We start from the raw sequence: 20,144 nt of genomic DNA, 5'->3' as shown, positions 1-20,144 counted from the left end.
AACTGGTAGGAAACTGAGAGGGCCCGCCGCCGCAACCCCCTGCCGGTGAACACCGGGAAAACGGGCGGCGCCGCGCCATTGACGTCTAGGGTCATCTGGACTCTTTCGTCCCGGCGCATCCGAGGTGGCCCGTGTCCTTCCCAACGTCCAACGTTTCCCGCCGTGCGTTTCTGGTCGGCCTGTCCGCGCTCGGTGGCGGCGCGCTGCTGCCCACCGCCGCGCACGCGGCGCCGCTGCTGCGTCAGGCCCCGGACACCGGCGCGGGCCTGATCCGCAATCCGGAGTTCGGCAACGGGGTGATGGCCGGGGTGCCGCGCACCGACGGCGCGACGCTGTGGACGCGGGTCGGTGCTGGCAGCGCGGGCACCGGCAGCATCGGCACCGGCAGCGCGGGCACCGGCAGCATCGGCGGCCGTGCGGCGGACGGCGAACTGGCGGTGATCGTCTCGTCGCGTGAGGACCTGACCTCGCCGACCATCGCCGAGCGGGTACCGGTACGCGGGGATGCCGACGGCACAGTCCATTTCGACGTGACCGGCCTCGCGCCGGGCGAAACCTGGTACTACCAGTTCCGCGGCGACGGCGGCGAGTCACCGGTCGGCCGGTTCCGGACCCTGCGGCCCGCCGACTCCAACGAACCGGCCCGGATCGGCTGGTTCACCTGCCAGGGCTTCGAGGAGGGCTACTACGCGGCGCACCGACATCTGGCCGCGGAGGACCTCGACTTCGTCGTGTGCCTCGGGGACTACGTGTACGAGTTCACCAAGCCGGGCGTCCGCGGGGTCGCAACCAATGCGTTCCCCCAGACCATCGACGGCATGCGGGACAAGTACCGCCAGTACCGCACCGACGCCGACCTGCGGCTGATGCACAGCAGCCACGCGTTCGTCCCGCTCTGGGACGACCACGAGTTCCGCAACAACTACAGCACGGACGGCTGGACGTTCCCGGTCGTCTCGGACATCGACGGCGCGATCGGCTTCCAGCAGAAGAAGCAGTGGGCGTGGCAGTCGTGGTTCGAGCACATGCCGGTGCCGCGGTTCGCCGGCGACCCGACCCGCACCTACCGCTCGTTGCGGGTGGGCCGGACGGTGGAACTCTTCGCGCCGGACACCCGCCAGTACCGGGACCGGCAGGCCTGCGACGACGCCGAGTTCGCCGTCTGCACCGAGGCCGACGCGCCGGGACGGAGCATGCTCGGGGCAGCCCAGAAGCAGTGGCTGCTCGACGGGCTCACCACCTCCGACGCGCGATGGAAGGTGGTCGCGAACGCCAACATGATGATGGGCATGGCGGTGGCCGACGACGGTGCCCGCGCCTACATGGACACCTGGGACGGCTACGGCGCCGAACGCGCCGAGATCCTCTCCACCGCAGCACAATCGGTCGACAACCTGGTCCTGGTGACCGGCGACGACCACGACGGCTGGGCGGGCGAGCTGTGGGACACCGGGTTCGCGCCGGGCACCGCGACCGGCGCGCAGGTCAATGCCCCCGGCACGCGGCGCGCCGGGGTCGAGTTCGTCGTCCCGTCGGTCACCTCCGCCAACACCGGGGACGGCGGCGCGACCGGAAGCAGCGACGTCGGCGGGGCGCGCGCCGAGGAGGCCGCCCGCCGGGCGAGGAACCCGCACCTCGCGCACGCCGACATGGTGTCCCACGGGTACGGGGTGCTCGAGGTCGACGCGGGCGAGGCGCGGTTCGCGTTCCGTGCGGTCGACAAGCTCGATCGGGGCGCAGCCGTTGCGACGTCGAAGGAGTTGCGGGTCGCGGCCGGGGACGCGCGGCTCGGGTAGCCGGCGCGGGCGCGCTACTCGCAGGCGATGCCGTCGCCGTCGCGGTCGAGTCGGCCGCTGTACCCCGGCTCCCCGACGCGGATCGGCGCGGCGCCTGCCGCGCGCACCTCCCCGCAGTTCGCGTAGCTGACGGTGGCGCCCGCATCGGGCCGGGCCGGGGCGGGAGCGGCGCCGACCAGCGGGACCGGTGCCGGCGCGGCAGGCGCGGGGGCGGGTGCCACCGGCGGGCGGTCATCACCCCCGGCCGCGGCCGCGGGAGCCACCTGGGGCTGCGCCGCACCGCAATCCGCGAGCACCCGGGCCATCGCGTCCCGTTCGGCGGTGGTCACCCACAGCCCGTAGGCGGCCTTCACCTCGATCTGCCGCGCGACATACGTGCACCGATACTCCCGATTCGGCGGCAGCCAGGTCGCGGCGTCACCGTCACCCTTGCGCTGATTGGTCGGCCCGTCGACGGCCTGCAGGTTGCGGGGGTCATTCGCGAGGTTCCGCAGGGTCGGCGCGTCGAGCTGCTGGGCGCCCTTCTGCCAGGCGTCGGACAGCGCGACGACATGGTCGATCTGGACGGCGGACGAGGTGTCCGATCCGCGGGTGAACGGGATCGTGGTTGCCGTGTACCGGTCCGGCAGCACCCCGGTCAGGACCACGCACCCGCGAGTACCCGGCTTCAGTTCGACCTCGATGAGGTCGCGGCGCAGGATGTCGTTGCGGGTGTCGCAGCCGTTATGTCCGCCCGCGACGCTCACGTCGTCGGACCAGGCCTGCCCGAACAGGTCCCGCTCGTACCCGGTCTTGGGTGCGCGTCCCTTGACCGCGAGCGTGTCGAGCAGCGCGAGCGCGGCCACGGCGTCACCGCTGCCTCCCGATCCCGGCCCGGCGGCCGCGGCAGCGGATGTCGCAGGCGCCGTCGTCGTCGTGGTCGGTGCGGCGGTGGGCGTCGTCGGGCGGGTCACCGCGGTGGTGGAGTCGAGGGCGGCGGTGGTCGCGGTCATCGTCGGCGACTCAGACGCACCGCAGCCGGTGAGGCCGACGACGGCGACCAGTCCGGCCGCCCAGGCGATGTCGCAGCGGATACGTCGGGGTCTGGGGAGAGCGGTCACCTCCCATGCCTACCAGTGGTGCCGGCGAGCCCCGGCACCACGGGCACCCGAATCATCCGCTCGACCGACACCCGGCTCCCTCGCCCCGAACCCACCTGTGCACAGTGCGGGTGCCGCACGCACAGCGGGGTTGTCCGCTCAGTTTCCCTGCGAACGCACGAAAACCCCTGCGCACAGGGGTTTTCGTGGGACGACTGTTGCGGCGGACCCGCCTTCGGGGTCAGCCCCAGCGGGACTGGCCGCCGTCGAGCGGCATGGTGGAGCCGGTGAGGTAGCGCGAGTCCTCTGAGCAGAGGAAGACGACGGCCCGGCCGATGTCGGCCTCGGGGTCGCCGACCCGGCCGAGCGGGATGCCCGCGACGAACGCGGCCGCCTCTTCCGGGTTCTTCTCCATCCACCATTCCAACGCGGGCGTCACGGCGTGCGGGGCAACATTGTTCACCCGGATGCCGTCGCGGCCCCACTCGGCGGCGGCGGCCCGGGTGAGCACCCGGGTGCCCTCCTTGATCGCGCCGTACACGCCGTAGTTGCTGGCATCCCAGCGCACCGCCGCCGAGGTGACCATGTTGATCACCGAGCCGCCGCCACGCGCGACCATGTGCGGATGGCAGGCGCGCATGAACCGCAGGGTCGCGAGCGGCCCGGACGCGAACGCCTTCTCGAACTTCTCGTCGACGACGTCGAGGAGGGGGCCGGGCTTGGAGTCGTTGGCGTTGTTGACCAGGATGTCCACCGCACCGAGGTCCGCGACGGTCGTCGCGACGGCGGCGACGATGTCCTCGGCGACCGAGACGTCACAGCGCACCGGGACCGCCCGCCCGCCGAGTGCCTCGATCTCCGCCACGGTGTTGTGCAGCTTGGACTCGGTGCGCCCGGTGACCGCGATGGCCGCACCCTCCTTCGCCAGGGCGAGCGAGATGCCCCGGCCGATGCCCTGCCCGGCACCGGTGACGATGGCCACCTTCCCGTCCAGAATTCCCATTGCTCTTCGTCTCCGATCGTGTACGGCGTCAGCCGATTTCGGGGTGGGTGGCGAGGTAGCGCGCCGGGTACTCGCCGCCGCCGTGGACGGCGATGTCGGCGCCGTTGACGTACGACGACAGCGACCCGGCCAGGAACAGGCAGGCGCCCGCGATGTCGGACGGCACGGCCATCCGGCCGATCGGCAGGGTCCGGGTCACCGCGGCGCCGCCATCCTCCCCGTACACCGAGGCCGCGGCCTCGGTGCGGATCAGGCCGGTGGTGATGTGGTTGACCCGTACCTTCGGCGCCCATTCCAGCGCGAGGGCCTTCGTGAGCATCAGCAGTCCGGCCTTGGCCGCGGAGTAGGCGGCGGTGCCGGGCTGCGGGTCGTGCGCGGACACCGATCCGATGTTGACGATCGCGCCGCCCGCCTCCTGCTGCATGATCGCGTTCGCGGCCTGCGCAACGTAGAAGGGGCCCAGCAGGTTCAGTGCGACAATCTTGTCGACGAACCGGGTGGACACGGTCGCGGCATCCGCGTCCGGGGAGCCGCCCGCGTTGTTGATCAGCACGTCCAGGCCACCCATCGCGGCGGCGGCCGTGCCAACCATCTCCTTGACCGCGTCGGCGTCACGGACGTCGACGGACAGGAAATGCGCTCGGCGTCCGCCACTCTCGATCGGGGACTCGGATTCGCTGCGTGCGCAGACGGTGACCTCGGCCCCGGCGGCGAGGAAGGTCTCGGCGGTGACCCGACCGATGCCCTTGGTGCCGCCGGTGATCAGGATCTTCTTGCCGGTGAAATCGGCGGGGTTGTGCACTGCCATGTCACCATCCTCCGAATTCGGCGTGGGCGCCGGTGACCGCGCCGCCGACCTCGAAGTCGACACCGTCGCCTGCCCGCCAGGCACGCACCACCAGGGTGTCGCCGGGGAAGGCGGGGGCAGCGAAGCGTCCGGACAGCCCGGTCAGGTCGGCCGGGTGCACACCGAGTTCCTTGGCCAGCGGCAGGGTTCCGGCGGCGAGGGTGCACAGTCCGTGCATGATCGGCCGGGGCTGCCCGATCACCGCGGCGGCCGCCGGGTCGATGTGGATGTGGTGCATGTCGCCGAGCAACCGGTACAGGGCCGTCTGGTTGGCGGCGGTCACCAGGTCAACGGTGAGGTTCGGATCACCCTGCGGTCCGGCCGGCTTGGACGGGCCCCGTTCGCCGCCGAATCCTCCTGCGCCGGGAGCGAACAGCGACCAGGTGGCGACGAAGTACTCGCTCTCGACGACCACCTCGAACACCGCGGCGGCACCCTTGTCCCAGACCTCACCGACGCGGGCGGACAGCGTCACCTCGCCCGAGCGGGGCAGCGGCTTGCGGACGGTCAGTTCCTGCGATCCGTGCAACGCCGTCTTGGTGTCGAACGCACCCCGCGAGCCGAGCTCGTCGGGTGCCCACTGGGCGAGGGTCAGGGCGAACGTCGGCAGCACCCGCAGCCGGTCCTCCATCACGAGGTCCAGGTCGGTGGCCTTCGCACCGACGGCGAGCGCGTAGAGGATCGCGTCGCGCTCGTCGTAGCTCACCGTGCGGGTGCCGAGATCGACACCCTTCCAGGCACCGGCCGGCTTCTGCTCCACTGCCGTCATTCTCCTGTAGTCCTTCCGAGTGTTCTGTCAGGCCACGCCGAGAATAAGGCCCGACGTGGGAACCGCGGTTCCCGCCGTGACGATCATGTTCTCGACGCTGCCCGGCTGGTTGGTGGAGGTGCCGCGCAGGACACGGACGGCCTCGGCGATGCCGTTGACGCCGTGCAGGTACGCCTCACCGATCTGGCCGCCGTGCGTGTTCGACGGCAGCCGGCCACCGATCTCCAGGTTGCCCTCGCGGATGAAGTCCTTGGCCTCGCCGACGCCGCAGAAACCGAGCTCCTCGAGCTGCGGCAGCACCAACGGAGTGAAGTGGTCGTAGAGAACCGCGGCACCGATGTCCTCCGGGGTGAGCCCGGACTGCGCGTACAGCTGGCGGCCGACCAGGCCCATCTCCGGGATGCCGGTGATGTCGGGACGGTAGTAGCTGGTCATCATGTGCTGGTCCTTGCCGGAGCCCTGCGCCGCGCCCTTGATGACAACGGGCGTGTTCGTCAGGGTCTTGGCGCGTTCCGCGGAGACGATGACGAGGGCCTGGCCGCCGTCGGTCTCCTGGCAGCAGTCGAGCAGGTGCAGCGGCTCGGAGATCCAGCGCGAGTTCTGGTGGTCCTCGAGCGTGATCGGCTTGCCGTAGAACCACGCCTTCGGGTTGTTCGCCGCGTGCTTGCGGGCGACGACGGCGACCCGACCGAAGTCCTCACTGGTTGCGCCGTACTGGTGCATGTATCGGCGCGCGAACATGCCGACCCACTGCGCCGGAGTGGACAGGCCCTGCGGCGTCATCCACGCGTACGCGGCGCGGTCCGCGGTGGAGTCCATCGGGCGGTCATGCTGGCCGAGACCGTAACGGACGCCGGAGCGTTCGTTGAACGCGCGGTACACGACGACGACGTCAGCGACGCCGGTCGCCACGGCCATCGCGGCCTGCTGCACGGTGCCGCAGGCTGCGCCGCCACCGTAGTGCACGCGGGAGAAGAACTTCAGCTCGCCGAGGCCGCAGTTGCGGGCGACAATCGCCTCGCCGTTGGTCTCGGACGTGTAGGTGGACAGGCCATCGACCTCGGACGGGTCGATGCCCGCGTCGGCGAGCGCGGCGACGATGGCCTCGCAGGCGAGTTGGAGTTCGCTGCGGCCCGAGTTCTTGGAGAACTCGGTGGCGCCGATGCCGACGATCGCGGCGGCACCGGAGAGCGGGCTGACGGCCATCAGGCGTCCTTCCCTTCGTGGGCCGGGTAGGCGACGGTGACGGTGCCTGCCAGGTGGTTGCCGAGGCTGTTGGCGCCGACGATCTTCACCTCAACGGTGCCGTTCTCCTTGCCGACGACCTCGCCGGTCATGGTCATGGTGTCGCCCGGGTAGTTCGGTGCGCCGAGCCGGATCTTGACGCGGCGCACCTGCGCGAACGGACCCGCCCAGTCCGTCACGAACCGTCCGGCCAGCCCGTTGCTGGTGAGGATGTTCATGAACACGTCCTTGCTGCCACGCTGCTGCGCCAGCTCGGGATCGTGGTGCACGTCCTGGAAGTCGCGGGTGGCCAGGGCCGTCGCGACGATCAGGGTGCGGGTGAGCGGGATGGCCAGCTCGGGCAGCGTCTCGCCGACGGTGATGTCGTCGTAGCTGCGTCCGGTGATGGCGGCGGTCATGCGACCACCTCGACACCGGCGGCGAGCTGCGCGCCCAGACGCGCGAGGTCGGAGGCGGAGCCGCCGAGGGTGGCGCCGATCTGCTTGCCCCACAACAGGTGCCGGTGCACCGGGTAGTCGGTGTCGACACCCATGCCGCCGTGGACGTGGGTGGTGCGGTGCACGATGCGCTGGCCGCCGTCGGTGGCCCACCACTTCGCGACGAGCACCGACGTGCCCGGGTCGATCCCATCGACGAGGTTCTGGGTGGCCTGCCACAGCGTCACGCTCATCGCCTGCAGGTCGATGTAGCAGTCGGCCAGCTGATGGTTGACGGCCTGGAACGTGGCGAGCGGACGACCGAACTGCTGCCTGCCGTTCAGGTATTCGACGGCCTGCGCAACGGCGCCCTCGCCAACACCCAACTGGATCGCGGCGAGCGCCAGCTCGACCCGGTCGAGCAGCCACTGCGCGGCGGTGCCGTCGGCGGGACCGAGCAGCTCCGCCGGGGCCGCCTCGAACGTGAGGTTGCCGCAGATCTCCCAGTCGGTCGACTGTGTCTGCTCCACCACGACACCGGCAGCGGCGAGGTCGACGACGAACAGCGCGGCACCGGACTCGGTGGTGGCCGAGACGATCGCGCGGTCAGCAACGTGGGTGATCGGGACGACGGCCTTCGCACCGGTCAGCGTCCACGCTCCGCCCGCCTCGGTGGCGGTGGTCTGCGGGTCGCCATCGACGTACGGACCGAACTCCTCGAGACCGACGGTGAGGAACGAACTGCCCTCGGCGACACCGGGAACCAGCGCCGACGCCTGCTCGGGGGTGCCGAACTCGGCGACCGCCGCCGCCGCGAGGGTGGCGGGCCAGATCGGCACCGGTGCCACGTGCCTGCCCTGCTGCACGAGCAGCACGTACAGCTCGGCAAGGCCCATGCCGCCGCCGCCGAGATTCTCGGGCAGGGCGATACCGAGCAGGCCGGTGTTCGCGAGCTCACGCCACAGGTCGCGGTCGAGGCGCTCGTCGCTCAGCTCGATCGCCTTGACCCGGTCGATGTCGGCCTTGCTGGTGAAGACCTCGTCGGCGAGGGTGCGAATCGCGTCCTGCTCTTCGCTGAAGTTGAAGTCCATCAGTGCTCCTCCCGTGCGGCCGGCCGGAACGCGGGCAGCGTCAGATCCGGGTCGGCGTCGATCCAGTCCAGTTCCACCGGCATGCCGATCTCGACCTCGTCCGGCGTGATGCCGGTCATGTTCGCGATCAGTCGGGTGCCCTCGTCGAGTTCGATGGTCGCCACGATCAGCGGGTACTCGAAGCCGGGGATCTTCGGGTGGTGGTTGACGACGAAGCTGTAGACGGTGCCCCGGCCCGAGGCGTCGACGGTGTCCCACTCAAGCGACTGGCACTCGCCGCACATCGGTCCGGTGGGGTGCCGCAGCACGCCGCAGGCGGTGCAGCGCTGGATGACCAGGCGGTGCTCCTTGGCGGCCTCGAACCAGAAGGCGTTGTCGTGGTTGAGGGCCGGGCGCGGGCGCAGGCCCACATCGGCCTTCTTCGGCTTCGGCGCGAACCGCAGGGTCCGCCAGCGCTGCGTCGCGACGACCTCGTCGTCGCCGTTGCAGTACGTCTTGAGGGTGGTGACGAAGTGCCCGGTACCCAGGCCGGTCGTCTTCTCCTCGGAGATCGCCTCGATGGTCTCGGTGACCGAAACCCGGTCACCGGCGCGCAGTTCGGCGAAGAACTCGAAGTCCGAGTCGGTTGCGACGACCGAGCTGAATCCGGCCTCGTCGAAGGCGGCGATCATGTCGGTCCACACCTGCGACGGATCGTTGTTCGCCATCTTGTCGGTGAACGTGCGCATGATCCACACCTGCGCCATCAGCGCGGGCGCGACCGCGCCGTCCCGGCCGGTGGCGCGGGCGGCCTCGTCATCAAGGTAGATCGGGTTGGTGTCGCCCATCGTCTCGACCCAGTGCCGGATCATCGGGGTGTTGACCGCGTCCGGACCCCAGGTCGTCGGGGTCAGGATCTGACCCTCGAATTCCTTGATCTTGGTAGCGAATTCGCTCACTTGACCCTCTTCTCCCGGACCAGGCCAAGGCCCATCGTGCCGACCATGTCGCGCAGGACCTCGTTGACGCCACCGCCGAACGTGTTGACCATGCCCTGGCGGGAGATCTGCTCCACCTGACCGGCGAGCAGCGCGCCCGGCGACTCGGGCCGGATGCGTCCGGCGGCGCCCAGGATCGCGAGCAGCGACCGGTAGACGTCGATGTGCGTCTCGGTGCCGTACGCCTTGGTGGCACCCGCGTCCGCGCCGGAGAGGGTGTCCGCGGCGACCGCGGCCGTCATCTTCCAGTTCAGCAGGCGCATCGCCTCAAGCTTGGCGTGGGTCCGCGCGAATTCCTGCTGCACCCAAGGGATCTCGATGGCGCCGTTGTCTTTGGCCCAGTCCAGCACCTGGTGCCACAGGCCGTAGGTGCGGCCGCCGATCGCGGCAAGGCCGATGCGCTCGTGGTTGAGCTGCGCGGCAATCAGCTGCCAACCGCCGTTGACGTCACCGATGACATCGGACGCGGGCACCCGGATGCCGCTGTAGTACGTCGCGGTGACCATCAGGCCGCCGACGGTGTTGATCGGCGACCACGAGAAGCCGGGGTCGTCGGTGGGGACCACCAGAATCGAGATGCCCTTGTGCTTGGGGGCGTCCGGGTCGGTGCGGGCGGCCAGCCATACGTAGTCGGCGGTGTTGGCGCCGGAGGTGAAGATCTTGGCGCCGTCGACGATGAAGTCGTCGCCGTCGCGGACCGCACGGGTCTTGAGGGACGCGAGGTCGGTGCCCGCCTCCGGCTCGGTGTAGCCGATCGCGAACACGATGTCGCCGGAGAGGATCCCCGGCAGGAACCGGTCCTTCATCTCCTGCGTGCCGTACTTCATCAGCGTCGGGCCGACGGTGTTCACGGTGACGAACGGGAACGGCAGCCCGGCGCGCTGCACCTCGTCGAAGAACACGAACTGTTCCTCGATGGACCGGCCCTGTCCGCCGTACTCCTTGGGCCAGCCGATGCCCAGCCAGCCGTCCTTGCCGAGCAGCTTGACGACCTCACGGAAGTACTGGCCGCCGACGCCCTCCTCGCCCGCCTTGCGCCGCTTCTCCTCCGGCAGCAGGTTCGCGAAGTACGCGCGCAGTTCCCGCCGCAGCTCCTGCTGCGCCGCCGACTCCCTCAACTCCATCGTTTGGCTCTCCCATCCCGCGATCCCGCGAACGTCGGACGCTACGGAGTGATGCGGACCTGGTCGTTGTCAGTCTCACTGAGCGGTAGATCGTCGCGCCTCCGGTCTCCGCCCGCGACGTCCCGGTCACGCGGAATGAACACGCCGATCACGATCGCGAACAGGGCTGCCGCACCGCCTATCCCGAACACCACCGCATACGCGGCGTTGGTCGGGAACTCGACGCCCGCGATGTGCATCACCGATCCGGTTGTGACGGCCGCCACCACCGCGCTGCAGGTGGAGGTGCCCAGGGACCGGGCGAGGGCGTTGAGACTGTTCGCGGCGGCGGTCTCCGAGACCGGGACCGCGCGCATGATCATCGCCGGGATCGCCCCGTAGGCGAGGGCCGCGCCGATCGAGGTGACGGTGGTCGCCGCGATGACCACGCCCAGCTGCGGCGGCGTCACGGCCCTGGCGAGGTTCGCCACCATCAGGACCGCGGCACCGATCAGGAAGGTAATCCGCGGACCCCGGCTGCGGGAGAGGTGCGCGGTCACCGGCGAGAACGCGATCATCATCAGGCCGCCGGGCAGCAGCGCGACCCCACTGAGCGTCAGCGACATGCCGTACCCGTATCCGGTCTCGGCAGGGGCCTGGAAGATCTGGGCGCTGACCATGAACGAGGTGAACATCGCGAAGCCGACCAGGACGGACGCGATATTCGTCAGCAGGACCTGCCTGCGCGCGGAGACCCGCAGGTCGACCAGCGGCTGCCGGGTGGCCTCGCCCCGGCCGGGCGGCGCGAGTCGCAGTTCGTACCATCCCCACCCGGCGAAGAGGATCGCCGCGGCGGCGAACAGGGCGACGACCGGGATACTGCCCCAACCCCAGCCGTTGCCCTGGGTGATCGCCAGCAGCAGGCACACCAGCGCCGCCGACAGTCCAAGCGCCCCAACCAGGTCGAACCGTCCGCCCGATCGAACCGGCGACTCGGGGACGATCCGCCAGATCGCCGCCATCCCGAGCAATCCGGTCACCGCGGCGCCACCGAAGAGCCAATGCCAGCTGAAGTGCTCGGCGACCACCCCGGTGAGCGGAAGCCCGATCGCGCCGCCCGCCCCCAGGGTGGAGCTCATCAGCGCGATTCCGCCCGCCACCCGTTCCGGCGGCAGTTCGTCGCGCATGATGCTGATGCCGAGCGGCACCACCCCCATCGCGGCGCCCTGGAGGGCGCGAGCGCCAAGAACGACGGCGAACGCGTCGGACACCGCGCCGATCAGGCTCCCGGCGACCATCACCGCCAGCGCGACGAGCAGCAGCCGGCGCTTGCCGTACATGTCGCCGAGACGGCCGAGCACCGGGGCGCAGACCGCGCCGGCGATCAGGTTCGCGGTCACCAGCCAGGCCGCGCCGCCGGGCGTGGTGTCGAGCAGCCTCGGGAACTCGGGCAGCAGCGGCATCACAATGGTCTGCATCAGCGAGACGACGATGCCGCAGGAGGCGAGGGCGAGGACAACGAGCCTGCCGGACGCGGCGCGCTGTGGTGACGGCACGGACCCCTCCCAACGATCTGTTCAGCTCGGACCCTAGGCCACCCGAGGGCCGGTGGTCATGCCGCTGTTCCGCTGAGCGGGTTGCGACCACGACGCCGGCCCGCGGCCCGCATACTCGTCGTCATGAGTGATCCATCGGACCTGGCCGGGCGGTACGCGGTGGCGGTGGACGACCGGGACGCGGCCGCCCTGGCCGCCCTGTTCACCGTCGACGCCGCCCTGGTCCAGCCGCCCGCGTTGACCCGCGGCGCGGGGAAGGTCGTCGCGGCGGGTGTCGACGCGATCGTCGCTGCCGTGCTGGACGGCACCGCGCACCTGCACGCCACCCGCCACGACGTGCACCAGTCCGTGGTGGACCTGGACGGCGACACCGCGACCGGGCGGGCGTACTGCCTGGCACATCACCTGTATCGAGGCCGCGACGGGATGCGCGACAACGCGATCGCGATCCGCTACCTGGACCGGTACCGGCGGGTGGACGGGCGCTGGCTGATCGCCCGCCGTGAGCTGGTCGTCGACTACGCCGAGGACCGCGTCGTCACGGTCCCCTGACCCCGGCGCGCTCCCCTGCCGTGGTCAGGGGACGCCGAGCAGGCGCAGGAGGGCGGCGGTCGCGGCGGCGGCGAGGATGGCGACGACGAATGGCGCCCTCCGCCAGACGAGCACTCCCCCGACGAGGACGCCCGCCGGACGCGCGATGCCCGCGGCCCCACCGTCCTCGGTGAGTGCCTGCGTTGCCGCGACGGCGGCCAACAGCACGATCGCGCCGAGGGCGAGGACGGTGTCGAGCCGGTCCGGGACGATGCCGCGCGAGCGCAGGGCAGGTCCGGCGAATCGGAACGCGAAGGTGCCCGCGCCGAGCACGAGGACGGCCACGATCAGCGGCAGGCCCGCCGTCATCGAGCGTCCGCCGCGTCGGACGACCGCGATCCGGGGGTTCCCGGCGTGGCCCAGATCGAGGCGACCAGCGCCAGCAGTGCCAGCAGGACCGGGATCCCGGTCGGCAGGAACGGTGTGGCCGCGACCGCGATGACCGCCCCGAGCAGCGCGATCCCGGCGGTCGCGCGGTCCCGCAGCGCGGGGAACACCAGCGCGAGGAGCACGGTCGGGAACATCGCGTCCAGCCCGAACGCGCCGATGTCGTCGATGAAGGTGCCCGCGGTCGCGCCGATCAGGGCGCCGAGCGGCCAGCAGACCCCGATGCCGATCGCGCACAGCCAGTAGGCGGCATGCCTGCGGGCGGGATCGGATTGGCCGAGCGCGAAGACGGTGCTCTCGTCGTTGAGCAGGTGTGCGCCGAGGATGCGTCGCCAGCCGCGGCCCGCGACGTCGCCGACCGCGAGCCCGAACGGCAGGTGCCGGGCGTTGACCAGCAGTCCGCCTGCGAGCGCCGCCAGCAGGCTGCCGCCCGCGGCGACGATCCCCACGAACAGGAACTCGGAGGCGCCCGCGAGGACCACCACCGACATCAGGACCGGCACCCACGGCGCGAACCCGAGCCCGACGGCGATGGCCCCGTAGGAGACGCCGACCAGGCCATCGGCCAGGGACACCAGCGCGATGTCCCGCTTCAGCCCCGGATCGAGTGTTCGCCATATCGAACGCATGATCTTTATGGTGAACACTCGTCCACATGTTCGTCAAGTCGAACACTCGTGCCGATATAGTGAACGCATGGCTCCGGATGCGAAGGCACCACTCGACGTCATCGCGGCATCCCTGCGCCGCGAACGCGACCGCGCGGGACTGTCCCTGACCGAGGTGGCGCGGCGCGCGGGCATCGCGAAGTCGACGCTGTCGCAGCTCGAGTCGGGCACCGGGAATCCCAGCGTGGAAACGCTGTGGGCGCTCAGCGTCGCCCTCGACATTCAGTTCGCCCAGTTAATCGACCCACCGCGACCGCGGGTCCAGGTGATCCGCGCGGATGAGGGGCCGATCCTGCGGTCCGAACGCACCGACTACAGCGCAACCCTCGTCGCGTCCTGCCCCCCGAACGCGCGTCGCGACATCTACCGCATCGACGTCGAGCCCGGGCCGCCGCGCGAATCCGAACCGCACCTGCCCGGCACCGTCGAGCACGTGCTCGTCGGTTCCGGGCGCGCGCTCGTCGGGCTGCTCGACGACCCCGTCGAACTCGGCCCCGGCGACTACATCGCCTACCCCGGCGACGTCGCCCACGTGTTCCAGGCCCTGGAGCGGGGCACCCGCGCGGTGCTCGTGTCCGAGCACACCTGAGCCGGGACGTTCCCGCATGTCACACCGGGAATCGCCCCGTCAGCCACGGTGACAACGACCCCTGCGGGTGTCAGGAGAGCCGCATGCGGTCCGCGCAGGCGGCCATCTCGTCGAGGACGGCCTCAAGGGTGGTGGCGTGACGGGACGCGGACAGCAGGATCCGGTCGGAGCCGAGCGAGCGCGCCCACTCGACCTTCGACTCGTCCATCCGCGGCAGCGTCGCGCCGAGGACGAGGGCGACCTCGGACGGGTCACGACCCGCGTCCGCCGCCGCCGCCCGCATCGTCGCGACCGCGCCAGCAAGGTCGTCGCCGCCGAGCCCCAGCGGCTGGAAGCCGTCCCCGAGCCGTCCCGCACGGCGCGCTGCTGCCGCACTGTGGCCACCGATGTACAACGGAACCCGGTTGTCGTGCAACGGTTTCGGGAACGAGTAGGCGCCCGCGAACGAATGAAACTCGCCTGCGAACGACGCGCCGTCGGCACCTCCGGCCCACAGGGCCCGCATCACGGCGATCGCCTCGTCGGTGGACCTCCCCCGGCGGGTGAAGTCGCCGCCGCAGGCCTCGATCTCCTCGCGCATCCATCCGACACCGAGGCAGATCCGCGTCCGCCCGCCGGAGAGCCGGTCGAGGGTGGCCAGCCGCTTGGCGAGGACGACCGGATTATGGTTGGGCGCCACCAGAACTCCGGTGGCCAGACCGAGTCGGGTGGTGGCACCGGCGACGAACGAGAGCAGTTCGAGCGGGTCGGGAAGAGGGCAGTCGTCCGGCAGGTGGGACTTGCCCGTCGGGGAGTACGGGTAGTCGCTCGCGGTGTTCGCAATCACCACCGCGTGTTCGACCGCGGAGATCTCGTCGAAACCCAACCGTTCTGCCGTGCGGGCGAATTCGAGCACCCGCTCGGGATCGGCTGCCATCCCGAGCTCGACCGGGATCACCACTCCGAGTTTCACCACGCACCGCCTCCATCGGGTTCATTGGCGGCGCACCCGATGTGGCCGCTCACGCCGCGAGCGTACCCACCCGCTTGGGCACCCACACGTCCTTGTGCAGGAACCGATCCGCCTCCGCATCGGTCGCCAACCAGACGGCGGACGCCGCAACCAGTTCCGCGGGCAGGGTGTCGACCCCGTGGCCGGGATCGGCGAGCAGTTCGTCGGGCCCGAGGTTGAACGCGCGCACCCCCCGGCCGCGGTACTGCGCGTTCACCGTGTTCGTCATACGCCGGAACGCGTCCTGCGATGCGGCGTCGTTGGCATCCTGCGCCGCCGGGTCCGGGCTGGACAGCAGGTTGATCACGACCCCGGCAGCGCGGTCGACCATTGTGGGCAGCAGCCGCTGGATCAGCGCCAACTGGTGCCGGTAGTGGCCGGATGCGCGGGTACGGGCGTTGTTGACCAGCACGTCCACCCGGCCCCATGCCTCGAGGATCCGGTCCGCGGCGGCCAGCACGCTGGCGCCGTCGCTCGGGTCCATCGGGACGATCAACGCAGCGACACCGGACGAGCGGACCGCGGCCGCGATCCGCTCCGCCTCCGCCCGGTCCCCTGCCCCGTCACCGATCGCCAGCGCCACGTCGAAGCCGTCGCGGGCAAACGCCAGAGCCACGTCCGCGCCGATGCCGTGCGGGACACCCGCCACCAGGGCGACCCGGCGCCCGCTTGGCCACGCGCGAGGCGCGGCACCGGCGGACGGCCGGGGGTCAGGCTCCGAGGAACCGTTGCCGGCCGGACGCCTCGAATTGCGCTTCCAGATCACGCTTTCCATCCTCAGCCATCGGGACGTACACCGGTTCGCCGCGTCCCTCCCAGCGGTACACCGGTTCGTCGCAGCGCCACAACTGCGCCTGCAGCTCCCGCTTGAGCACCTTGTTCGATCCGGTGACCGGGAGGTTGGTTGACACCCGAACAAACCGGGGGGCGGACTTGGTGCCCAGATCGTCCTGCGCGCCGAGGAACGACGCGAACTCCGTCGGGTCGAAGTCGGACAGGTCCGCCACCTCGATCGCGGCCATCACCTGGTCGCCCGACTGCGGGTCCGGGATCGCGTACACGCCGGTCGCGACGACCTTCGGGTGCCTGCGGATGATCCGCTCGATCATCAGCGCGGACGTGTTCTCGCCGTCGACTCGGATCCAGTCGCCCTTGCGGCCCGCGAAATAGATGAACCCGGCCTCGTCGATGTAGCCGAGGTCGCCGGTCCAGTACCAGCCGTGCTTGATCCGGTCCGCGACGGCCTGCTCGTTCTTGTAGTAACCCTCGAACCGCTTCGCGCCGCCCTTGTCGATCATCTCGCCGATCGCCTCGTCCGGGTTCAGGACCCGGCCGTGCTCGTCGAGTTGCGCGCGGGCGCACTCGACCCGGGTGTCCGGGTTGACGACGGCGATCTCGTCGTGGGCGGGACGGCCCAGCGCGCCCTCGGGCGCCTCCGGGTCGAGGGTGACCGATCCGGCGCCCTCGGAGGAGCCGTAACCCTCCATCAGCCGCGCGCCGAAGCGGCGAACGAACTCCACCTGGTCCTCCGGCGACGCCTCGGTGCCGAACCCGCGGACCAGGGTGTTGTCGATGTCGTCGGACTTTTCCGGCGTCGCCATCAGGTAGGACAGCGCCTTGCCGACGTAGGTGAAGAAGGTCGCGCCGAAGTACTTCACGTCGGGCAGGAACCCGGACGCGGAGAACTTGCGGGCGGCGGGCAGGCACACGGTGGCGCCATTGGCCAGCGCGGGCGCCCACAGCGCCATCAGGGCGTTGCCGTGGAACAGCGGCATGCAGCAGTAGTCGACGTCCTCGCGGACGTGCCCGTACTTGGCACTGTTCGCGTACGCGAGCCGCGCGAGCCTGCCCTGGCTGCAGCGCACCGCCTTCGACATGCCGGTGGTCCCCGAGGTGAACAGCAGCAGCATCAGCGTCGACTCGTCGACCGACGGGTCCGCCACCGGCTGCGCGACGCGGTGCGCGTCGATGGTCGCCGGGTAGGCCGGGTCGTCGACCAGGACGAACCGGTCGTCGGTCAACCCCAGGTCCAGCCCCTTGAGCTTGGCCATGCCGTCGGCGTCGGTGACGATGAGCTGGCAGTCCACGTAGCGGATCTCCGCCTCGAGTTCCGCGCCGCGGCGGGTCGGGTTGATCCCGACGATCGCCGCCCCACTCAGCGCGGCGCCGCCGAGCCAGAACAGGAACTCGGGAACGTTCTCGAGCAGCACCCCGATGTGGAACGGGCCCTCGCGCCGCAGCGACGCGGCAAGGGCGCCGCGGGCGGCGCTCTCGCGGACGGTCTCGTCCCAGGTCCAGTCCCGGTCTCGGGTCCGGGTGCCCAGGTGCTCGTCCCCGAGGCGGTCGAGCAGCATCTCGGCGATCGTCGCGCGTTCCAACTTCACTCCTGTGTTCGAGTCCTGCACCACGGCGGTCATGTCGCGCGCATCGGTGCGAGCGCGAGGGTCCGCGGCCGACGACGGCGGATCCCACCGTAGAGGCCAAGGCGCCCTTGCTGCCGTGGTTGCACGAGGAGGTTCCGTCCCGGATCCGCGCTTGGCTAGGCTTGGATGCTGTTCCTCGTACAACGTTGTCGGAGCGACGCTAACGAGGCCCCGAGTGCCGAACCGAGCCAGTCCCGGTCAGTGGAAATGCCGTCCGCCGAACCCTCCGCCCGTGTGATCCTTCCCTGCAATTCGAGTACAGAGAGGTCCCGATCAGATGACCACATCCACCGATCCCCAGGCGTACCTCGCGGCCGTCGTGTCCCGACTGACGGGACCCGGAGCTCCCTTCGAGCTGGCCGAGGAGGACGTGCGGGGTTCGCGGATGCCGGTGATGCGGGAGCGCAAGCACGCGGTGCACGAGCTGCTGACCGGCTCGCTCGCCTGGGGCGACCGCGACTACCTCGTCACCGCGGATCGCCGCCTGTCGTTCCGTGAGCACGCCGAGCAGGTGGCGGCGTTCGCGACGGTGCTCGCCGACGACTACGGCGTCGGCGTCGGCGACCGGGTCGCGATCCTCGCCGCGAACACGGTGGAGTGGGTGATCGCATTCTGGGCGACGCAGTCGCTCGGCGCGATCACGGTCGGCATGAACGCCTGGTGGGTGCCGCGCGAGATCGAGTACGGCGTCACCCTGACCACGCCGAAGGTGCTCATCGTCGACGCCAAGCGGGCCGCGCTGGTCGCCGAGACCGACATCGACGTTCCGGTGCTGACCATGGAGGAGGACGTCCCGCGGCTGATCGACGCCCATCGGGGGGCGGACCTGCGCACCGCCGACGTCGGCGAGGACGACCCGGCGGTCATCCTGTTCACCAGCGGCACCAGCGGCAAGCCGAAGGGCGCGCTGCACTCCCAGCGGAACCTGATCGCGGTCTCCGACTATCACCGGTTCAGCGACGCCCAGATCGACGCGTTCGCTGGCCGCGAGTACGACCCGAACACGCCGAGCGAGCTGCGGTACCTGCTGACCTCGCCGCTGTTCCACATCGCGAGCCTGCACAACATCATCGTGCCGAAGCTGGTGTCCGGCAGCGCGGTGATCATGTACCAGGGCGCGTTCGACGTGGACCGGGCGCTCGGCCTCGTCGAGCGGGAGAAGGTCACCAACTGGGGGGCGGTCCCCACCATGGCGGCCCGGATGATCGAGCACGGCAACGTCCGCCGCTACGACACCTCCTCGCTGACCGCGTTCTCGCTCGCGTCGGCCCCCTCGTCGATCGCGTTCAAGCAGCGGCTGCGCGAGGAGGTGCCGTTCGCGACGAACTCCCTGGTCGACAGCTACGGAATGACGGAGTGCTCGACCGGCATCGCGGTCGCAACCCCGATCGACGTCCAGCAGTTCCCCGGCACCCTCGGCAAGCCGGTCTTCGGGGTGGCCCTGGAGATCCGTGACCCCCTCGGCGAGGTGCTGCCGGAGGGCGAGGAGGGCGAGGTCTGCGTCCGCAGCCCCTACGTGATGCTCGGCTACTGGGACAACCCGGAGGCCACCGCCGCGTCGATCCGGGCTGGCGGCTGGCTGCACACCGGCGATTTCGGCCGACTGGACGGCGGCCGACTCCGCCTGACCGGCAGGCGCTCCGACCTGATCCTGCGTGGCGGCGAGAACATCTACCCGACCGAGATCGAGCAGGTCCTCGACGAGCATCCCGACGTCGCCGAGTGCGCGGTCGTCGGCGAGGCACACGAGGACCTCGGGCAGGAGGTCGCCGCGATCGTCGTTGTCCGCGCGGGCGCGACCGTGAGCGAGGAGGAGCTGCGCCAGTTCGTCGCCGATCGCCTGTCCTACTTCAAGGTGCCGACGCGGTGGCGGCTCACCACGGAACCGTTGCCGCGCAACGCGACCGGGAAGGTGTCCCGCGCGCAGGTGAAGTTCTAGCGGTGGACCTGCGGCACACGATCGAGCGTCTCGCGGCGACCGAGGCGGTGCGGGACCTGATCTTCGCCTACTCGCATCTGATCGACCGCGGGGAGCTCGAGTCGGTGGCCGCCCTGTTCGCCGACGCGCGCTACGGCCGGTGCGACGGCGACGGCGTCCCGGCCGGTGATCCCATCGAGCGGGACCGGGCCGCGGTGCACCACGCGATCGAGTCGTTCGTCCGGATGCACGGTGCGCCGCCGTCGCCGCGCACCAAACACGTCACCACCAACGTCCGGGTCACCGTGGCGGAGAACAACTCCGAGGCGTCCGCCGTGTCGTATGTGACGGTGCTGCAGGGCACCACGGACCTTCCGCTGCAGCCGATCCTTACCGGACGCTACTTCGATCGGTTCGAGTGCGTGGACGGCGGCTGGCGATTCACCCAGCGGCTGTGCTGCATCGACCACACGGGAAACCTGACCGAGCACGCCCGGCGTACCCTGACCTGATCCGCGGGCCGACCCCTCGACCGCTCGACAAGGACGGACACACGTGGCACCGCTGGAGATCGGCCTCAACCTGCTCGGTGCCGAGGCGTTCTACGACGGTCGGGTCCGACCGGTGGTGGACCTGGCCGCGGATGCGGATCGAGCCGGAATCGATCTGATCTCCACCGGAGACCATCTCGGGTT

General features: G+C 70.6%; 20 protein-coding genes. 5 read left to right on the top strand and 15 right to left on the bottom strand.

Annotated features, from left to right (window positions below):
- Positions 1-131: 131 nt before the first annotated feature.
- On the top strand, positions 132-1,796 hold the full coding sequence (locus tag ACFWPA_RS02975; protein ID WP_378569611.1) for an alkaline phosphatase D family protein: 1,665 nt from the start codon (positions 132-134) through the stop codon (positions 1,794-1,796).
- Positions 1,797-1,810: 14 nt separating this feature from the next.
- Here ACFWPA_RS02975 and ACFWPA_RS02970 read toward each other — a convergent pair whose 3' ends face one another.
- The 10 genes from ACFWPA_RS02970 to ACFWPA_RS02925 all read right to left on the bottom strand — a co-directional run bounded on the left by ACFWPA_RS02970 (position 1,811) and on the right by ACFWPA_RS02925 (position 11,882).
- The gene (locus ACFWPA_RS02970; protein ID WP_378569610.1) at positions 1,811-2,896 is read right to left on the bottom strand and encodes a DUF1524 domain-containing protein; all 1,086 of its coding nucleotides are present in this window, start codon (positions 2,894-2,896) and stop codon (positions 1,811-1,813) included.
- Positions 2,897-3,116: 220 nt separating this feature from the next.
- Positions 3,117-3,878 (bottom strand): SDR family NAD(P)-dependent oxidoreductase, encoded by a 762-nt coding sequence (locus tag ACFWPA_RS02965; RefSeq protein WP_378509206.1) that lies wholly within the window; start codon positions 3,876-3,878, stop codon positions 3,117-3,119.
- A 28-nt stretch (positions 3,879-3,906) separates the two neighbouring features.
- Positions 3,907-4,686, bottom strand: coding sequence for an SDR family oxidoreductase (locus tag ACFWPA_RS02960; protein ID WP_378569609.1), 780 nt, complete (start codon positions 4,684-4,686; stop codon positions 3,907-3,909).
- 1 nt (position 4,687) lies between these two features.
- Positions 4,688-5,494, bottom strand: a complete 807-nt coding sequence (locus tag ACFWPA_RS02955) for a MaoC/PaaZ C-terminal domain-containing protein (RefSeq protein WP_378509204.1) — start codon at positions 5,492-5,494, stop codon at positions 4,688-4,690.
- A gap of 27 nt (positions 5,495-5,521) precedes the next feature.
- Positions 5,522-6,700 carry a lipid-transfer protein gene (locus tag ACFWPA_RS02950; RefSeq protein ID WP_378509203.1) on the bottom strand — a complete coding sequence of 393 codons (1,179 nt, stop codon included), beginning with the start codon at positions 6,698-6,700 and terminating at the stop codon, positions 5,522-5,524.
- The gene (locus tag ACFWPA_RS02945) at positions 6,700-7,137 is read right to left on the bottom strand and encodes a MaoC family dehydratase (RefSeq protein WP_378569608.1); all 438 of its coding nucleotides are present in this window, start codon (positions 7,135-7,137) and stop codon (positions 6,700-6,702) included. Before ACFWPA_RS02945 ends, ACFWPA_RS02950 begins: the two co-directional genes overlap by 1 nt.
- Complete coding sequence (locus tag ACFWPA_RS02940) at positions 7,134-8,246, bottom strand: acyl-CoA dehydrogenase family protein (protein ID WP_378569607.1); 1,113 nt, start codon at positions 8,244-8,246, stop codon at positions 7,134-7,136. The genes ACFWPA_RS02945 and ACFWPA_RS02940 overlap by 4 nt, the downstream gene beginning before the upstream one ends.
- A complete protein-coding gene (locus ACFWPA_RS02935; protein WP_378569606.1) occupies positions 8,246-9,184 on the bottom strand; it encodes a bifunctional MaoC family dehydratase N-terminal/OB-fold nucleic acid binding domain-containing protein in 939 nt (312 codons plus the stop codon). Before ACFWPA_RS02935 ends, ACFWPA_RS02940 begins: the two co-directional genes overlap by 1 nt.
- Positions 9,181-10,347 (bottom strand): acyl-CoA dehydrogenase family protein, encoded by a 1,167-nt coding sequence (locus tag ACFWPA_RS02930; protein ID WP_378509199.1) that lies wholly within the window; start codon positions 10,345-10,347, stop codon positions 9,181-9,183. Before ACFWPA_RS02930 ends, ACFWPA_RS02935 begins: the two co-directional genes overlap by 4 nt.
- A 41-nt stretch (positions 10,348-10,388) precedes the next feature.
- The gene (locus ACFWPA_RS02925; protein ID WP_378569605.1) at positions 10,389-11,882 is read right to left on the bottom strand and encodes an MFS transporter; all 1,494 of its coding nucleotides are present in this window, start codon (positions 11,880-11,882) and stop codon (positions 10,389-10,391) included.
- A 123-nt stretch (positions 11,883-12,005) separates the two neighbouring features.
- On the opposite strand from ACFWPA_RS02925, the gene ACFWPA_RS02920 reads away from it, so the two are divergent.
- Positions 12,006-12,434: a nuclear transport factor 2 family protein gene (locus tag ACFWPA_RS02920; RefSeq protein ID WP_378569604.1), complete on the top strand. Its 429-nt coding sequence runs from the start codon at positions 12,006-12,008 to the stop codon at positions 12,432-12,434.
- A gap of 24 nt (positions 12,435-12,458) precedes the next feature.
- Here ACFWPA_RS02920 and ACFWPA_RS02915 read toward each other — a convergent pair whose 3' ends face one another.
- Both ACFWPA_RS02915 and ACFWPA_RS02910 read right to left on the bottom strand, forming a co-directional pair.
- Entirely contained in the window at positions 12,459-12,782 is a 324-nt protein-coding gene (locus ACFWPA_RS02915) for an AzlD domain-containing protein (RefSeq protein WP_378509196.1), read from the bottom strand.
- Entirely contained in the window at positions 12,779-13,489 is a 711-nt protein-coding gene (locus tag ACFWPA_RS02910; protein ID WP_378509195.1) for an AzlC family ABC transporter permease, read from the bottom strand. Before ACFWPA_RS02910 ends, ACFWPA_RS02915 begins: the two co-directional genes overlap by 4 nt.
- 67 nt (positions 13,490-13,556) lie before the next feature.
- On the opposite strand from ACFWPA_RS02910, the gene ACFWPA_RS02905 reads away from it, so the two are divergent.
- Complete coding sequence (locus tag ACFWPA_RS02905; protein ID WP_378509194.1) at positions 13,557-14,117, top strand: helix-turn-helix domain-containing protein; 561 nt, start codon at positions 13,557-13,559, stop codon at positions 14,115-14,117.
- 70 nt (positions 14,118-14,187) lie between these two features.
- On the opposite strand, the gene ACFWPA_RS02900 is transcribed toward ACFWPA_RS02905, so the two are convergent.
- From ACFWPA_RS02900 to ACFWPA_RS02890, 3 genes are all read right to left on the bottom strand, one after another.
- On the bottom strand, positions 14,188-15,069 hold the full coding sequence (locus ACFWPA_RS02900; protein ID WP_378569626.1) for an LLM class F420-dependent oxidoreductase: 882 nt from the start codon (positions 15,067-15,069) through the stop codon (positions 14,188-14,190).
- Between the two features lie 49 nt (positions 15,070-15,118).
- Positions 15,119-15,757, bottom strand: coding sequence for an SDR family NAD(P)-dependent oxidoreductase (locus ACFWPA_RS02895; RefSeq protein WP_378569603.1), 639 nt, complete (start codon positions 15,755-15,757; stop codon positions 15,119-15,121).
- A 61-nt stretch (positions 15,758-15,818) separates the two neighbouring features.
- Positions 15,819-17,492, bottom strand: a complete 1,674-nt coding sequence (locus ACFWPA_RS02890) for an AMP-binding protein (RefSeq protein WP_378569625.1) — start codon at positions 17,490-17,492, stop codon at positions 15,819-15,821.
- 316 nt (positions 17,493-17,808) lie between these two features.
- On the opposite strand from ACFWPA_RS02890, the gene ACFWPA_RS02885 reads away from it, so the two are divergent.
- A complete protein-coding gene (locus ACFWPA_RS02885; RefSeq protein ID WP_378569602.1) occupies positions 17,809-19,470 on the top strand; it encodes a class I adenylate-forming enzyme family protein in 1,662 nt (553 codons plus the stop codon).
- 2 nt (positions 19,471-19,472) lie between these two features.
- Positions 19,473-19,961: a nuclear transport factor 2 family protein gene (locus ACFWPA_RS02880; RefSeq protein WP_378569601.1), complete on the top strand. Its 489-nt coding sequence runs from the start codon at positions 19,473-19,475 to the stop codon at positions 19,959-19,961.
- Positions 19,962-20,144: the final 183 nt, after the last annotated feature.

It is taken from the genome of Rhodococcus sp. NPDC058505 (assembly GCF_042720095.1).
In the GTDB taxonomy this organism is placed as follows: Bacteria; Actinomycetota; Actinomycetes; order Mycobacteriales; family Mycobacteriaceae; genus Rhodococcus_G.
The sequence above is the reverse complement of the archived record's forward strand: the minus strand, read 5'-3'. Positions and strand labels throughout refer to the sequence as shown.

Coding starts and splice junctions, on each gene's coding strand:
- ACFWPA_RS02965 (WP_378509206.1), bottom strand. CDS start 3,878: ATGGGAATTCTGGACGGGAAGGTGGCCATCGTCACCGGTGCCGGGCAG.
- ACFWPA_RS02960 (WP_378569609.1), bottom strand. CDS start 4,686: ATGGCAGTGCACAACCCCGCCGATTTCACCGGCAAGAAGATCCTGATC.
- ACFWPA_RS02955 (WP_378509204.1), bottom strand. CDS start 5,494: ATGACGGCAGTGGAGCAGAAGCCGGCCGGTGCCTGGAAGGGTGTCGAT.
- ACFWPA_RS02950 (WP_378509203.1), bottom strand. CDS start 6,700: ATGGCCGTCAGCCCGCTCTCCGGTGCCGCCGCGATCGTCGGCATCGGC.
- ACFWPA_RS02945 (WP_378569608.1), bottom strand. CDS start 7,137: ATGACCGCCGCCATCACCGGACGCAGCTACGACGACATCACCGTCGGC.
- ACFWPA_RS02940 (WP_378569607.1), bottom strand. CDS start 8,246: ATGGACTTCAACTTCAGCGAAGAGCAGGACGCGATTCGCACCCTCGCC.
- ACFWPA_RS02930 (WP_378509199.1), bottom strand. CDS start 10,347: ATGGAGTTGAGGGAGTCGGCGGCGCAGCAGGAGCTGCGGCGGGAACTG.
- ACFWPA_RS02920 (WP_378569604.1), top strand. CDS start 12,006: ATGAGTGATCCATCGGACCTGGCCGGGCGGTACGCGGTGGCGGTGGAC.
- ACFWPA_RS02915 (WP_378509196.1), bottom strand. CDS start 12,782: ATGACGGCGGGCCTGCCGCTGATCGTGGCCGTCCTCGTGCTCGGCGCG.
- ACFWPA_RS02910 (WP_378509195.1), bottom strand. CDS start 13,489: ATGCGTTCGATATGGCGAACACTCGATCCGGGGCTGAAGCGGGACATC.
- ACFWPA_RS02905 (WP_378509194.1), top strand. CDS start 13,557: ATGGCTCCGGATGCGAAGGCACCACTCGACGTCATCGCGGCATCCCTG.
- ACFWPA_RS02885 (WP_378569602.1), top strand. CDS start 17,809: ATGACCACATCCACCGATCCCCAGGCGTACCTCGCGGCCGTCGTGTCC.